19 protein-coding genes and 1 riboswitch are annotated in these 14,352 nt (G+C 42.0%); of the genes, 11 read left to right on the top strand and 8 right to left on the bottom strand.

The features are described from left to right. Both ACH6C1_RS15590 and ACH6C1_RS15595 read right to left on the bottom strand, forming a co-directional pair. Entirely contained in the window at nt 1-237 is a 237-nt protein-coding gene (locus ACH6C1_RS15590) for a hypothetical protein (protein ID WP_374078679.1), read from the bottom strand. A gap of 18 nt (nt 238-255) precedes the next feature. Next, the gene (locus ACH6C1_RS15595) at nt 256-864 is read right to left on the bottom strand and encodes a transglutaminase-like domain-containing protein (protein WP_374078681.1); all 609 of its coding nucleotides are present in this window, start codon (nt 862-864) and stop codon (nt 256-258) included. 203 nt (nt 865-1,067) lie between these two features. After that, nucleotides 1,068-1,172, top strand: a riboswitch (SAM riboswitch). Nucleotides 1,173-1,252: 80 nt separating this feature from the next. On the opposite strand from ACH6C1_RS15595, the gene ACH6C1_RS15600 reads away from it, so the two are divergent. After that, nucleotides 1,253-2,218 (top strand): hypothetical protein, encoded by a 966-nt coding sequence (locus tag ACH6C1_RS15600; RefSeq protein ID WP_374078684.1) that lies wholly within the window; start codon nt 1,253-1,255, stop codon nt 2,216-2,218. Between the two features lie 44 nt (nt 2,219-2,262). Here the strand turns inward: ACH6C1_RS15600 and ACH6C1_RS15605 are convergent, their stop codons facing one another. Both ACH6C1_RS15605 and ACH6C1_RS15610 read right to left on the bottom strand, forming a co-directional pair. Continuing rightward, complete coding sequence (locus tag ACH6C1_RS15605; RefSeq protein ID WP_095223289.1) at nt 2,263-2,556, bottom strand: spore coat protein; 294 nt, start codon at nt 2,554-2,556, stop codon at nt 2,263-2,265. A gap of 18 nt (nt 2,557-2,574) precedes the next feature. Next, entirely contained in the window at nt 2,575-2,766 is a 192-nt protein-coding gene (locus ACH6C1_RS15610) for a spore coat protein (protein ID WP_095223290.1), read from the bottom strand. Between the two features lie 216 nt (nt 2,767-2,982). Here ACH6C1_RS15610 and ACH6C1_RS15615 point away from each other — a divergent pair, with 216 nt between their 5' ends. Next, a complete protein-coding gene (locus tag ACH6C1_RS15615; RefSeq protein ID WP_374078687.1) occupies nt 2,983-3,540 on the top strand; it encodes a cysteine hydrolase family protein in 558 nt (185 codons plus the stop codon). A gap of 342 nt (nt 3,541-3,882) precedes the next feature. After that, a complete protein-coding gene (locus ACH6C1_RS15620) occupies nt 3,883-4,398 on the top strand; it encodes a DoxX family protein (protein ID WP_374078690.1) in 516 nt (171 codons plus the stop codon). A gap of 170 nt (nt 4,399-4,568) precedes the next feature. On the opposite strand, the gene ACH6C1_RS15625 is transcribed toward ACH6C1_RS15620, so the two are convergent. Beyond that, nucleotides 4,569-4,841: a hypothetical protein gene (locus tag ACH6C1_RS15625; RefSeq protein ID WP_374078692.1), complete on the bottom strand. Its 273-nt coding sequence runs from the start codon at nt 4,839-4,841 to the stop codon at nt 4,569-4,571. 348 nt (nt 4,842-5,189) lie between these two features. Between ACH6C1_RS15625 and ACH6C1_RS15630 the strand changes: the two genes are divergently transcribed. Continuing rightward, the gene (locus tag ACH6C1_RS15630; protein WP_374078695.1) at nt 5,190-5,846 is read left to right on the top strand and encodes a FusB/FusC family EF-G-binding protein; all 657 of its coding nucleotides are present in this window, start codon (nt 5,190-5,192) and stop codon (nt 5,844-5,846) included. Nucleotides 5,847-5,861: 15 nt separating this feature from the next. Here ACH6C1_RS15630 and ACH6C1_RS15635 read toward each other — a convergent pair whose 3' ends face one another. Next, nucleotides 5,862-6,302, bottom strand: a complete 441-nt coding sequence (locus ACH6C1_RS15635; RefSeq protein WP_374078697.1) for an Lrp/AsnC family transcriptional regulator — start codon at nt 6,300-6,302, stop codon at nt 5,862-5,864. A 123-nt stretch (nt 6,303-6,425) separates the two neighbouring features. Here ACH6C1_RS15635 and ACH6C1_RS15640 point away from each other — a divergent pair, with 123 nt between their 5' ends. Both ACH6C1_RS15640 and ACH6C1_RS15645 read left to right on the top strand, forming a co-directional pair. Further along, nucleotides 6,426-6,842, top strand: coding sequence for a carboxymuconolactone decarboxylase family protein (locus ACH6C1_RS15640; protein ID WP_374078699.1), 417 nt, complete (start codon nt 6,426-6,428; stop codon nt 6,840-6,842). A gap of 121 nt (nt 6,843-6,963) precedes the next feature. Next, nucleotides 6,964-7,473 carry a GNAT family N-acetyltransferase gene (locus ACH6C1_RS15645; protein ID WP_374078702.1) on the top strand — a complete coding sequence of 170 codons (510 nt, stop codon included), beginning with the start codon at nt 6,964-6,966 and terminating at the stop codon, nt 7,471-7,473. Nucleotides 7,474-7,559: 86 nt separating this feature from the next. On the opposite strand, the gene ACH6C1_RS15650 is transcribed toward ACH6C1_RS15645, so the two are convergent. Both ACH6C1_RS15650 and ACH6C1_RS15655 read right to left on the bottom strand, forming a co-directional pair. Beyond that, nucleotides 7,560-7,766, bottom strand: a complete 207-nt coding sequence (locus tag ACH6C1_RS15650; RefSeq protein WP_038558255.1) for a DUF4305 domain-containing protein — start codon at nt 7,764-7,766, stop codon at nt 7,560-7,562. Nucleotides 7,767-7,772: 6 nt separating this feature from the next. Continuing rightward, a complete protein-coding gene (locus tag ACH6C1_RS15655; protein WP_374078705.1) occupies nt 7,773-8,501 on the bottom strand; it encodes a CPBP family intramembrane glutamic endopeptidase in 729 nt (242 codons plus the stop codon). 267 nt (nt 8,502-8,768) lie between these two features. Here ACH6C1_RS15655 and groES point away from each other — a divergent pair, with 267 nt between their 5' ends. The 5 genes from groES (at nt 8,769) to ACH6C1_RS15680 (ending at nt 14,347) form a co-directional block, all read left to right on the top strand. Beyond that, nucleotides 8,769-9,053 (top strand): co-chaperone GroES, encoded by a 285-nt coding sequence (gene groES, locus ACH6C1_RS15660; protein ID WP_095223299.1) that lies wholly within the window; start codon nt 8,769-8,771, stop codon nt 9,051-9,053. Between the two features lie 52 nt (nt 9,054-9,105). Then, entirely contained in the window at nt 9,106-10,737 is a 1,632-nt protein-coding gene (groL, locus tag ACH6C1_RS15665) for a chaperonin GroEL (protein ID WP_095223300.1), read from the top strand. Between the two features lie 211 nt (nt 10,738-10,948). After that, a complete protein-coding gene (locus ACH6C1_RS15670) occupies nt 10,949-11,926 on the top strand; it encodes a Gfo/Idh/MocA family protein (protein ID WP_374078708.1) in 978 nt (325 codons plus the stop codon). Nucleotides 11,927-12,138: 212 nt separating this feature from the next. After that, a complete protein-coding gene (locus ACH6C1_RS15675; RefSeq protein WP_374078710.1) occupies nt 12,139-13,035 on the top strand; it encodes an Ltp family lipoprotein in 897 nt (298 codons plus the stop codon). Nucleotides 13,036-13,150: 115 nt separating this feature from the next. Beyond that, nucleotides 13,151-14,347 carry a class I SAM-dependent rRNA methyltransferase gene (locus ACH6C1_RS15680; RefSeq protein ID WP_374078712.1) on the top strand — a complete coding sequence of 399 codons (1,197 nt, stop codon included), beginning with the start codon at nt 13,151-13,153 and terminating at the stop codon, nt 14,345-14,347. The last annotated feature ends 5 nt before the right edge of the window (nt 14,348-14,352 follow it).

Here is a 14,352-nt window from a genome sequence, read left to right on the forward strand (position 1 = left end):
TTAAGGCTGCTTTTGCGCACTTTTAAAAATAACGAAGCCTATCTTCGTGAAAAGATAAAGTGTAAATATGATAATTAGAGTCCTGCCTATAACATCACCATCGGTCATGTCAAAGCTATTTTGAAATAATAAATGACTATTAAAACAAAGATAAATTGCGATTAAAAGAGGAATAGCAATAAATAAAACAGCAATGACACGTCTGGCTTCCCAACTCATTATAATCATTCCTTCCATATATGATCCTTTTCAATATCATAAAAAATCAGGTAATCGATTCTTATACATATTCAGAGCATTTTTGCTTGTTTCTAAAGTGTGGATTGTCTTTGTATTGGGTGCAGCATAGATAATAGGATAATCTATTTCTCCATATTCTTCATTAATCCGGAATGCTAATTGCTCTTCGTCCAGTGAGAACTCGGATTGTATGCCAGGTTTGTTTCCGCGTGCATCCAAACGGATCCACTTATTTAAGTCTTTGATATAAACTCCATTTAGGGCATGTATGCAATATCCTTTATCAGGTGTATCAAATAGCGTCAATCTTTGGTAGCAAAATCCAGTGGGAACTCCTACTGATCTTAACATGGCAGCGAACAAATTAGATTTTGCATAACAGATACCTTCTTTGTATGTAAGGACTTCTGATGCTCTGCAAGTCACTCGCTTGCTTTGAATATCCCATGAGTGCGCTATACTATCTCGAACATAATGGAATACTGCGCTGACTTTTTCTATTTCGGACATTTGAGATGAAATCAGCTCACTGATCCTCTCTTTGATCAGAGGATGTGAGAAGTCGCTTACATCTGATTCATTCAAGTAATCATTGTAAGAATGTTTCTCTGGTATTGGATTCAAGTATCTCCCTCCCGCAATACATATGTATAAATATACCAATAAAATCAATTAGGTGGTTCATTAATTTTAATTGTGCTAAATCATTCTTATGCCCGCATATTATGGTTCTCTAAAGCAATTTACATTTGTTAATCCGAGTAACCCGATAAGATATATTGACAATCTAATCGTTGTCTGGTAAACTTTCTGAAAACTGTATATGTTTCTTATCCAGAGAGGTGGAGGGATATGGCCCATTGAAACCTCAGCAGCAGGTCTGACAACAGATACTGTGCTAATTCCATCGGTTCATAGCCGGCAGATAAGATGAATAGAGGAAGCCTCTCGACGCATCTTGCACGAGAGGCTTTTGTATTTGTCCCGCTGCCTACAGAAAGGGGAAGGCAACATGTTTGAATTGATTCGGGAACTATCCAAGTACAAAGGGTACAATCAGTCATTTGTTTCACAGATCGTCGATAAGATTACACCATTCGCAGATGAGATGCACTTTGACAGTCGGGGGAATCTTATTGTCCGTAAATATGGAGAAAAGTATTCGCCGAAGATAACCTTGCTCGCTGAGGTAAAGGAAGAGATTTACGTGGTGACGTCGATAACGGAATCGGGCGCGCTTGTAGCGGATGCAAACTATTTCTCGCTCACCTATGCTCAGGGGCAGACTGTACAAGTGGAGACTAAGGATGGATTAGTGCAGGGCGTGATCAAGACAGGTGAAGCAGAGCAGCATGCAGCTCTGATTGACATCGGGGCGAACTCAGAAAATGATGCGCGAGAGATGGGCGTTGAGCCTGGTGATCATGTAACGCTTTTTGATGATTTTCTGTATCTTGGTGACGAAGTGAGCGGAAGAGTCGTCGGGAAAGGGCTGGATAATAAAGTGGCGCCGGCAATTGCAATCAATCTTCTGCAGCAATGGAATACATCTGAAGGAGAAATCACTATCATCTTCTTTCCGATTCATAACAAAAAGCAGCTTACCTATCAGCTCGAAGGAGAAGCAGCCTTTTTTATCGGATCCGTCCCTCGCCAAAGAATTGCGCATAAAAGCCGAGGAGCCATCGAATTAGGAAGCGGCGTTGCGATCAAAGTGGCAGACAAAACAATTCCAATCAATCAGACTTTGAAAAATCAGCTCGTCGATTTAGCCATTGCTCATGACATTCCATTTCAGTTGGAATTCCTATTCAGACATCGTTACAAAAAGATATCCACTAAAATTCCGGTAGGCGTCTTGAATATCCCGATCGAGAATCTTGACCAGACAACACAGGTCGTATCGGTAAAGGATCTTGAGGATACGAATCAGCTGATTCAAACCTATCTATGGAGAAGTAAAGAACTGCAATTTTAATAAAGAAAAACCTCGTACAGCGCCCTGGCTGTACGAGGTTTATTTTATTTCACTAATTCGAGTGACTTCTCGATTTTTTCTTTATCATGTTTCAATTGTTTGTCCACATCATGCGCATAGTACATGTCATTTTTGATCATGTAATCTGCGATTTTGGCGTGATTATCAATTGCTTGATCCAATTGTTTCTTCAAAACCTTTCGTACATCAGGAGATGCAGTTTCTGTCAGTGCAACCGCATAGGTTCTGACAGTGGCTTTAGCTGAAACCAGTAATTCCGTCGCAATTAACTCATCACGCATTTTTCCTGCTGTCTTCAATTTTTCCGTGATACTCATTCCAATCACCTTCCTTTATTAAGATAGGACTTCCTGCAATTCCTTGATTGCTTTCTCTGAACTAGTTACATCATTATCCAGAATCATTCTCAAAGTGTCATCTTCGGCCAGGGATTGTAATGCATAGGATTTCACGAGGCAGCTTTGCTTCAGAGTAAGTACTTCGTGTACTTCCAACGTTTCATGAAGTGCTAATTTATTCTTTGCCATGTTAATCCTCCTCACGTGTTCTATTACACGGTATAGATAACCGGATTGAGCAGACAATAAACATCTTTCGATTGGAAAAAGACACCATTTTACTAGGAAGTAGTGTATACTACAGTTAATTTTCAAGTAGGAGGCGGTTCAGTATGAAACAGACTAAGACAGCATACAAGTCGCAAAGCAGGAGAGTCCTAGCAATCAGCTAAAGGGGAGCTTTTATTGAAGCAAGCATTATTGATTATCGATGCACAGCAAGCACTAATTGAAGGAGGAGCAGGAGAGAGACCTGTTTACCGAAAAGAAAATCTAATAGAGCAAATTAATTTGGTCATCACTAAAGCACAAACGGCAGATGCCGCTATCCTTTTCGTCCGCGATACAGATGTTGCCGAAGGAAAAGGAGCTGGATTCCAGATTCATCCGGATATTCAAGCACCGCCGGAAGCGCCCATCTTTGACAAGCAGGCAACAAATGCATTCTACGGAACAGGATTATTGGAGTTTGTAAAAGATGAAGGATTTACCCATCTTGTTATCATGGGCTGTGAAACCCAGCATTGTATTGACACGGCAGTTCGTACTGCAACTGTACAAGGCATGGATGTAACACTCGTAGCAGATGGTCACTCAACAGCCGGTTCTGATGTTCTGACAGCGGAGCAAATCATCCAGCATCACAATCAGATTCTGCACGGTCACTATAATGTCGACCATTTCTCAGTCGTCCGGCAGGCTGAGGAAGATCTGTTCGTGCCGACACATGATACGTATCGGTAAGGCCATCTACGAATAAAAGAACGAGGCTATGCCTCGTTTCTTTTATTATAGCTATAGGTTTGTCGGAAGAATGAGTTCTGCCCATTGCTAAATTAGATTAACTCCAAGTCAGAGAATGATATGGCAAGTGGACGGAAAAAGAAAACCATTTGAAACAGCATTTTGTCTACGTTCACAAAACTGTAAAAGGAATATTGCAAATTTGTGAAAACGTTCACAAATCTGAGCGCAATCTGATCCTTTCGCTTATACTACAAGTGTAGAAGGAAAAGCGCTAATCCATCTCAATCTTATATGTGAAATGTTTAACAAACTATTTTCATGGATGGAGTGTGGAAGAAAATGATCATACAATGGATTCGAAATAGTAAAGCAGCAGCGGCACTTTGGGCAGTAATTAGGATTTATCTAGGCTATAGCTGGTTAACAGGCGGACTTGGCAAACTGACCGGCGGTGGTTTTGATGCAAGTGGCTTCCTGCAAGGCGCTGTCGCGCAAGCCGGCGGAGATCATCCAGCGGTGCAAGGCTGGTGGGCGGTCTTCCTGGAACAGGTCGCATTGCCAAACGCAGGGTTGTTCAGCTTCCTCGTCATGTGGGGAGAAATACTTGTCGGAATCGCACTTATTCTCGGAGTCTTTACCAACTTCGCAGCTCTAATGGGAATAACAATGAACTTCGCCTTCCTGTTCAGCGGCACCGTCAGCACAAACGCACAAATGGTCTTGCTTACTGTCTTCCTGCTAGTCGCAGGAGCTAATGCTGGACGGTACGGGCTAGATCGCTGGGTAATGCCATACCTAAGAAATCACTACCCAAAACAAGCACCGAAAACGCCGACGAAGCCAATTGCTTCATAAATAAATATAGAACCTACTGCGATAGGCAGTAGGTTTTTTCTATGGCATCTAAGCTGTCAGAGAATCCAGTACACCATTCATTAAGACATGACAGTCTTGCATTAAAGGGATGGCTGTTAAGCTGTTCAGGATCTAAATAAACAATCTTGAAACTGCTTGAGATATAACTGTTATTTGTCATACGAAGATAGAGCTTGATTAACAGCTGTGTACGCTTGTCCGAAAGATGCCGATGAAGAGATGTCACCCGCGTACTCAAGCTGGTTTTTGGCATTTTGTGCGTGTGTTAAAGAACGAATCGCATCTTGCAGCATAGTCCCTTTATCACCATATTGTTCTATAGCTGTTTCCAGCAATGCAATACTGCTAGTTAAATCATTTGAATCAGGATGGTCAAACGTTCTTTCTAAGTTGTCTTTTACTTGCTGCAGTATTTCTTTCATTCTGGACACTCCTTTATGATTAATCGAGGTTATTCTGCGCATAAATGCAAGGGTTATCCGAAGATAAAGAAATCCTGATCATTATCTGTCAGAGTCATAAACGACTTATCTTGCCGTTGTGATGTATTGCCAAGACTCCCATTCTTGTATATTCTGGAAGTGGAGGTGATACCTGATGGCAACTGAGAGGAATGCTCATGCGTCAGAATTTGTAACAGCTCATGCAAAGCCTAATAGGAAAGGCGATACTTTGTGTGAGGAGTCTGTTTACTAATCGCCATTGTATCCTTTTCTGTCCGGGCTTTGCACTTATCTAAGCAATGAAAAAGATAAGGGAGCGAACAGAAAATGGATAAACGAAAAACTACAGAACAAGCATTCATCCGGAATGACCAATATAACTTCATCGCGCGGCAGGTGTCTCATATTATCAATGCATATGCTACGGTAAACCATAGGGATACACTGGACGGGGTGAAACTCCACGCCTTCTCAAAAGTAGAAGAGATGCTGCCGGATATGACAAAAGCGCAGCAAGTACTTCTTAACCGTCTCCTCGAATTGGAAGATGATCAAGCAGCAGAAGCATTTCTATCCGAGCTGAAGCAATATGTCATTCCATTTCGGAAGGTATCGAAGAAAACGGTGGAGAAGCTGTTTCCGAAAGCGAAAAAGCTCCAGATGCCTGATCTGGATGCGCTGGATTATCAAAGAGTGTCGTATATCGGATGGTTCGACACGCGAGCACATAAGCAGCACTTGATCGTAGAATATCAAGGCAAGCTCAAAGGCATTTCCGGTGTCTTTAATGATAGCAGCACACAGGGCATCTGTGCATTATGTAACAGCCTCGATGATGTTGCCTTGTTCGTCACAAGGGTCAAGAGCGGGAAAGAGACCTATGTGAATAGAGGAAACTATATATGCAAGGACAGTCAAGCATGTAATGAAAAGCTGACAGATTTAAGGAAAGTAGATGCTTTTCTAGACAATCTGTTTCAGTAATAGAAAAGAGCAGACTTATCGGTCTGCTCTTTTTGCGTTGACATCTATCTGTGAAAAGATGAAGTGTGTAACAGTCATAGCATAGGAAGCGATTGAATCAATGAATTCCTCCACCTGAGCAAAATTCTCAAAACGCATCTTCAGGATAAAGCAGGCATTGCCGGCAATCCGGTAACAGAAATCCACATTATCCATTGTCTCGATAAGGGCTTTGAAACCTTTATAATTACCATTCTTCATCGTTGCTTCAATGATGCACTGGACAGGTTGGCCCAGCTTTTCATAATCAACTTCCAGTGTGTACTTCTTTATTACCCCGAAGGACTCCATCTGTTGCACACGTTCCTTTACAGAAGGTGAGGATAAATTAACCCGGCGACCAAGTTCGCTCATGGAAAGGCGGCTATTTGCCATCAATTCTGCTAGAATTCTTCTATCTGTATTATCTATTTTCATTTTTTAAAACATCCTCACAAAATTCGTTAATAAGAATAAGTTGTAGTCGAATAACACCTTAAAATCTATATGTAATTGGGGTTATTGAATACTTATATTAAATATATCGAAGGAGGAGAAGTCATGGCAAGAATTACAAAGTCGAAATTCGGTAGAACGAGCTTCACAAAATTATTAGGACATAACCTAGAAATCATGACCGCCTGGTCGGAGCTAGCCGATATTTTAGAGAATGATAGTAAGCTATCCAAAAATTTGAAAGAACAAGTAAGGCGTACATTAGCTCAAAACAACGGATGTGCTTATTGCAAAGCAAAAGGAAAACCAGATTTGGTCTTGCAGGACGAGAAAACGTCTGTGGCCGTAGGATTTGCGACAGTCTTTCAAAACCATCATAAAGGGGAAGTACCGGATTCATCGTTTGCAATATTGAAGGAATATTTCACAGAAGCTGAGATCAGTGAACTTTGTGCTTTTATCTGCTTTACCACTGCGCAGCAGTATTTTGGGGCGATGATGAAGCTCGAAGCAGAGGAGTAAAACGACGACTATATCGAAGGTCTGTCATATCCTTTTATTGCCAACTGGAATCCTTTTGTATATTCTGGAAGTATCGAATTTAGTAGTCATCAATTGCTCACGATCTTCTAAGGAGGCAATTATGATACATATAACACTAGCAAATCCAGACCACGTAGCGGGTATATCCAAAGTGTGCAGTGATGGCTACTGGGCCACACACAGTGAAACGCGCTCAGAGAAATACATCCAAGGCATTATCGATGAGTTTTATAATCACGACAGAATCTTAAAAGAAGTATCAGAATCGAACAGGGATTGGGGCGGATACATCGTTGCGATCGAAAACGGCGAAGTGCTGGGAGCTATCGGCGGTGGAATGATCGGGGAAGGTGTTGGAGAGGTGTTCGTGCTTTACCTTGATCCTGATCGACGCAATGAGGGAATAGGAACGAAATTGCTGGAAGCCCTCACTAAACAGCAAAAGGAGCAGTTTAACGCCACGGAGCAGTGGGTATCTGTTGCAAAGGGCAATCAGAAGGGCATACCTTTTTATGAAGCAAGAGGGTTTGTCGTCCAGCATGAGCGACCTGGTTATCATGATATAGATGGAGAAAGATATCCTGCCTTGAGATATTATCGAAAGATATAGCATATCCTGAATCTGTGGAGTGGCAAGCTTACATACGATACAGGAATGAGGGAACGAAAAAACCAGCCTCTATTGGCTGGTTTTCCTCATTTCTTGTTATTCATTTTCTTGATTTTGAAGTAAAGGCTGAAATAACGGAACGACGTGTAAAAATCAAATGCAGCGAACACTGCAAGTAAGATGCTGAAAATCGTCCAGTCTTTCGCTGCCTGTACGTCATGAATGGCCCAATAGACGAAGAAGACACCTATTACAAGGTAGAGTATCGCGGCGGGCAATGGCGAGCGTATCATAAATTCTTATCCTCCAAAGATGATCATTTGCGTATTTTCTAGCTGCTTTTGCATTCTTTCCATTTCTTCCATTCTTTCAGGGGTGAGATAGAGCTGGATGATGACAACCATCAGATTCATTAAGCTGTGTGTGATGATGGGTACGATGATTCTTTTTGTCTGTACATATAGAGCTGCAAAAACGACACCCATGACAAAGTATTGCAATAGGTGCAAGAAATCTCCGTGTACGGCACCGAATACGAGTGCGGAGATAAGTACTGCTACGAAGAAGTTTGTTCGCTTATAAATTTCGCCGAATAGTATCTTACGGAAAATGATTTCCTCCAATACAGGTGCGAAGACAACGACAATCAGTACGAACGCTGGAACCTCTCTGACAGCATCCAAGATGTTGGACGTGTTTTCAGATCCTTGCGTGATTCCAAAAGCATACGTCTCGATCAAGCCTGCAATCACCTGTCCGGCATAAGCGCCAAAGAAACCGATAATGATCCAGACAATCGTCATTCCAGGACCAGTAGCGCTCCTTACTGCTGGTGTGCGCATGTCTTTACGCAGCAAAATGCAGACGATAACGACAGCGAGAAGGAAGCTGATCACACTCCACCAATACGAAACAGTTGCCAGATCCAGTCCTCGATCATCCATCCAAGGAACGAAAGGCAAAAGCAGTATGGAGGAGAGCTGCATCACAATATATGTCAATATGACGAACCAATAACGTGCTGGCAATATAACGACTCCTTCCGCCTTACTTATGTAGTTGGCATCTTACGTATTTTAACATAAGAAGCAGGGAAGTATGTAGCGGTGCGCATTGTAATCGCCCTGTTAATTCGTCCAAACCCTGGCAGGAGAAACGAGGAATTAGTCGAACAACTATCAGAGTGTCATGCTTGCAATCCGTTTTCGTTTTGATTATTATAATAACTGTGTTAGCACTCCACTAACCCGAGTGCTAAAAATCAAATTATCGATTATATAAGGAGGGTTTCTCACATGTTGAAGCCACTAGGCGATCGTGTCGTAATTGAACTTGTAGAGCAGGAGGAGAAAACAGCATTTGGTATCGTGCTTCCTGAATCTGCAAAGGAAAAACCGCAAGAAGGTAAAGTTGTTGCCGTCGGTAGCGGTCGTGTAACCGATAATGGAGAAAGAGTTGCGCTGGAAGTTGCAGAAGGCGATTTGATTATCTTCTCTAAATACTCTGGTACAGAATTGAAATACGAAGGCAAAGACTACTTAATTCTTCGCGAAAGCGACATCCTTGCAGTACTAGGATAATCCGAAGAACAGATTTATATAACATAGAAGATATATTAGGAGGTTTTTATTAATGGCTAAAGACATTAAGTTCTCTGAAGACGCTCGTCGTTCCATGCTTCGCGGTGTGGACACACTTGCAGATGCAGTTAAAGTAACACTCGGACCAAAAGGCCGCAACGTCGTATTGGATAAGAAATTCGGTTCTCCGCTAATCACGAATGATGGTGTGACAATCGCGAAAGAAATCGAGCTGGAAGATGCATTTGAAAACATGGGTGCACAGCTTGTATCTGAAGTTGCTTCCAAAACAAACGAAATCGCTGGTGACGGTACAACTACAGCGACTGTCCTTGCACAAGCAATGATCCGCGAAGGACTTAAAAACGTTGCTTCTGGTGCGAACCCAGTAGGCGTACGCCGCGGTATCGAAAAAGCTGTTGATGTAGCTATCAAGCAGCTTAAAGAAATCTCCAAACCAATCGAAGGCAAAGAGTCCATCGCACAAGTAGCGGCAATCTCTGCAGCTGACGAAGAAGTTGGTAAACTAATCGCAGAAGCAATGGAGCGCGTTGGTAACGACGGCGTTATCACAATCGAAGAATCCCGCGGCTTCAACACAGAGCTTGAAGTTGTAGAAGGTATGCAATTCGATCGCGGCTATGCTTCCCCGTACATGGTTTCTGACCAAGATAAAATGGAAGCAGTTCTTGAAGATCCATACATCTTGATCACAGATAAGAAAATCTCCAGCATCCAGGAAGTACTTCCTGTGCTTGAGCAAGTTGTACAGCAAGGCAAGCCTCTATTGATGATCGCTGAAGACGTAGAAGGCGAAGCACTTGCAACACTTGTTGTAAACAAACTACGCGGAACATTCAACGCTGTAGCTGTTAAAGCTCCTGGCTTCGGTGACCGTCGTAAAGCAATGCTGGAAGATATCGCGACACTAACTGGTGGTGAAGTGATCACAGAAGACCTAGGTCTTGATCTGAAAAACACGCAAATCACGCAGCTTGGCCGCGCTTCAAAAGTTGTTGTCACAAAAGAAAACACAACTATCGTTGAAGGTAACGGCAACCCAGAAAACATTTCTTCCCGCGTAGCACAAATCCGTGCACAAGTAGAAGAAACTACTTCTGAATTCGACAAAGAAAAACTACAAGAGCGCCTAGCGAAGCTTTCTGGCGGTGTTGCAGTAATCAAAGTCGGTGCTGCTACTGAAACAGAATTGAAAGAACGCAAACTACGCATCGAAGACGCCCTTAACTCTACTCGCGCAGCAGTAGAAGAAGGTATCGTAGCCGGTGGTGGTACAGCTCTAGTCAACATCTACAACAACGTTGCAGGTCTTGAACTAACTGGCGACGAAGCAACTGGTGCGAAAATCGTTCTTCGTGCAATCGAAGAACCAGTTCGCCAAATCGCGCACAACGCAGGCCTTGAAGGATCCGTCATCATCGAACGTCTTAAAAAAGAAGACGTCGGCATCGGCTTCAACGCAGCAACAGGCGAATGGGTAAACATGCTTGAAACAGGCATCGTTGACCCAACGAAAGTAACACGCTCCGCACTTCAAAACGCAGCATCCGTAGCAGCTATGTTCCTAACTACTGAAGCAGTAGTAGCTGACAAGCCAGAAGAAAACGCTGGCGGCGGCATGCCTGACATGGGCGGCATGGGTGGAATGGGCGGTATGATGTAAGGCCGTCCTTACCCCCTTTGCTACACAAGGATTTGAAGCCTAAAATAAATTTTAAATGGATTATTTAAATAATCCCATTTAAATCTAAGAAGCCTCTCAATTGTCAATTGACTTTTGGGAGGCTTTTTCTTTTTTATCTCCATTGCTGCTGAAACATAAGCATTATCATTCTTTTTAAAGCTCACTTCCAACAAACAAGGGAGAGAAAAACATGACACTCAAAATTGGAATGGTTGGAACAGGTTGGTTTAGCCGCAAGCATGCGGACATTCTATCTAAGATGGATGGAGTTCAGATCCAGGCTATTTGCGGAACAAGCAAAGAGAAAGCAGCAGATATGGCGTCCGATTATGAGGGTGCAAATGGGTATAATCAGTATGTGGATATGCTGGACGCAGAGGAGCTTGATGCGGTTTATATTGTTGCGCCACCAATGGTTCGGGGAGAGATCGAATTAGAGCTTCTTGAGCGTGGTATTCCTTTCCTCATCGAAAAGCCGCTGGGGACAGAGGACAAGATCCCAGCCAAGGTGTTAGAGCGTATGAATGAAAGTTCTTTGATAACGTCTGTTGGGTATCATTTTCGATACAGTGATTCGGTTCAGTATCTAAAAGAAAACGTAAATGGCCAAGCGCTTGGTATGGTATTAGGTAAATGGATGGGCGAGATGCCCATGGTGGGCTGGTGGAGAGATCAAGAGAAGTCTGGCGGTCAATTTATCGAACAAACAACGCATATTGTAGATTTGCTAAGATACGTCTGCGGTGAGGTTGAAGAAGTTTACGCGATGTATGGCAATCAAGTACAGCATAACAAGCACGATAATGTTACGGTGCCGGACATTGGTACCGTATGTTTACGGCTGCAAAATGGCGTGGTAGCTAACCTGTCGAATACGTGTATCCTTCCCGGTGGCATGGGAGATGTTGGGCTCAAGCTTTATACAGATAAAGGTATGCTAGATTGGCAGGGAGATAAACTAGAAATAGATCAAGAAGGCATAAAGACAATGTATAAGGATACGGACAATCCATATATTCGGGAAAATGAGGCATTTATTCATGCCGTTCGTACTGGTGACACTTCGCAAATCCGCTCTGATTATCGTGATGCATATCTAACGCATGAGGTGACGTATGCTGCTTTGAAGTCTGCGAGAAGTGGTGAACCTGTTAAGCTTAAAAAATAAAGGTAATAAAAGAAGGAGCGCTGATTTGAATCAGCGCTCCTTTCTTAAGTATGCTCGGCATCCGTTAACCAAGAATTCTCACTACATATTTAAATAACACACATTATTTGGTAAAAACACGCCTTTAGTCATGGTATGATAGTAGGGGAACGAAGGTTGATAAACATGTACTTGAAAGCTGTTTTTTATAGGGGATAAGGGGAGAACTAACATTGGAATCATTCTTAGTCATTTTAACGTTACTAGCTTTAGCCGGTATGGTATTCTTTTTTGTCTTAGCCTTAGTAAAAGGAAAAGGGAACAGGCGTAAGAACTTTGCGAAATCAGGTGGCTGTCTGATTGCACTTATAGTGGTATCGATTATTGGGGGATCAATAATTGAAGAGGCGCCTGCTTCTGAAGATGTTAAAGCAAAAGCTTCCTCAGCGGCTGAAGACACGGCTGTAAAGAAAGAAGAAGCAGAGGAAGAAGCACAGAAAGAACAAGAAGCTAAGGAAGCAGAAGAACAAGCACAGAAAGAACAAGAAGCTAAGAAAGCAGAAGAACAAGCGCAGAAAGAACAAGAAGCCAAGGAAGCAGAGGAACAAGCGCAGAGAGAGAAAGAAGAACAAGAAGCAAAGGAAGCTGAGGAACAAGCACAGAAAGAGAAAGAAGAACAGGAAGCTAAAGAAGCCAGCGTGACTGTTTCTCAAGAGCAGGCGGTAAATAGCGCTGAAAGCTATGTGAATTATACTGCATTCTCTAAGTCGGGATTGATTGAACAATTAGAGTTTGAGGGTTTCAGCACAGAAGATGCAACATACGGTGCAGAAAATATCACGGTTGATTGGCAAGAGCAAGCGGTTAAGTCAGCTCAAGACTATATTAGTTATACTGCATTCTCTAAAACAGGATTGATTGAACAATTAGAGTTTGAGGGATTCAGCACAGAAGATGCAACATACGGTGCAGAAAACATCACAGTTGATTGGCAAGAACAAGCAGCTAAGGCTGCTCAAAACTACCTTGATTATACTTCTTTTTCCAGACAGGGTTTAATTGATCAATTGATTTTTGAAGGATTCAGCACAGAGCATGCGACATACGGCGCCAATCAGGTTGGTTTGTAGTAGATGTATTATTGGGGGTAGCTAATTGCTACTCCCTTTAATTTTTACTACTTCGCTTATCCTATGAAAAAATGGCATAATAAAAGAAATCATAAAAAAAATTAAGGATGACTAGATGAGACAGTTAGTAGAAGTAAAAGTAAAACCGAAATCGGTTAAAGATATAACAAATGGCTATCCGCTGCTCACAAAAGAAGCGATTGAAACTTCGGGAGTGACAGTAGATGAGGGTAGCATTTTGCGCTTAGTTGACTCCAACCGCAAATACATTGCTACAGCCTACTATGGTCTGCAAAATAAAGGGATAGGTTGGGTTTTAACTAGTAAGGAACAAGAGAAAATCGATACAAAGTTCTTTGTTAAGAAAATAATTGAAGCTATTGCAATGCGGAAGAATTTATATGAAACCGAAGATACAACTGCTTTCCGTGTATTTAACGGGGAAGGAGATGGTATCGGCGGATTGATCATTGATTTCTATGATGGCTTTTATATGGTGAGTTGGTACAGTGAAGGAATTTATTCTTTCCGGGAAGATATATATCAAGCATTGAGTGAAGTGGCAGAAGTTCGTGGTCTATATGAAAAATTACGCTTTAACACCAATGGCCAATACGTGGAACAAGATGATTATGTGTCAGGTGAAAAGGGAGAGTTTCCTTTAATCGTTTTGGAAAACGGGATGAAATATGCGGTTGATTTAAATGATGGCGCAATGACAGGGATATTTCTAGATCAACGTAACGTCCGAAAAGTATTACGTGATCATTATTCAAATGGAAAAACGGTCCTAAACACATTCTCTTATACAGGGGCATTCTCTGTAGCAGCAGTTCTTGGCGGTGCTACTAAGACAACTAGTGTGGATGTAGCAAAACGGAGCCTGCCAAAGACGATTGAGCAATTTGCGGTCAACGAAATTGATTATGAAGCACAGGATATCAAGGTGATGGATGTCTTTGATTACTTCCGATATGCGGACCGGCATGATTTGAAATTTGATGTTGTCGTTTTAGATCCGCCAAGCTTTGCGCGGACAAAGAAAATAACATTCAGTAGTGCAAAGGATTATCCTAAGCTGCTGAAAGATACATTGAAAATTACAAACCAGGGTGGAATAATTATTGCGTCCACAAATAACGCAAGCTTCAATATGAAAAAGTTCAAATCATTTATCGATAAAGCATTTACGGAAACTAACACACGATACAAAATCCTAGAAGAACACCAATTGCCAGAAGATTTTACGGTACCGCACAATTATCCCGAATTTAACTATTTAAAAGTTGTAATTATAAAGGTACTGAATTAAGGATG

The organism is Terribacillus sp. JSM ZJ617, assembly GCF_044383785.1.
Classification (GTDB): Bacteria; Bacillota; Bacilli; order Bacillales; family Amphibacillaceae; genus Terribacillus.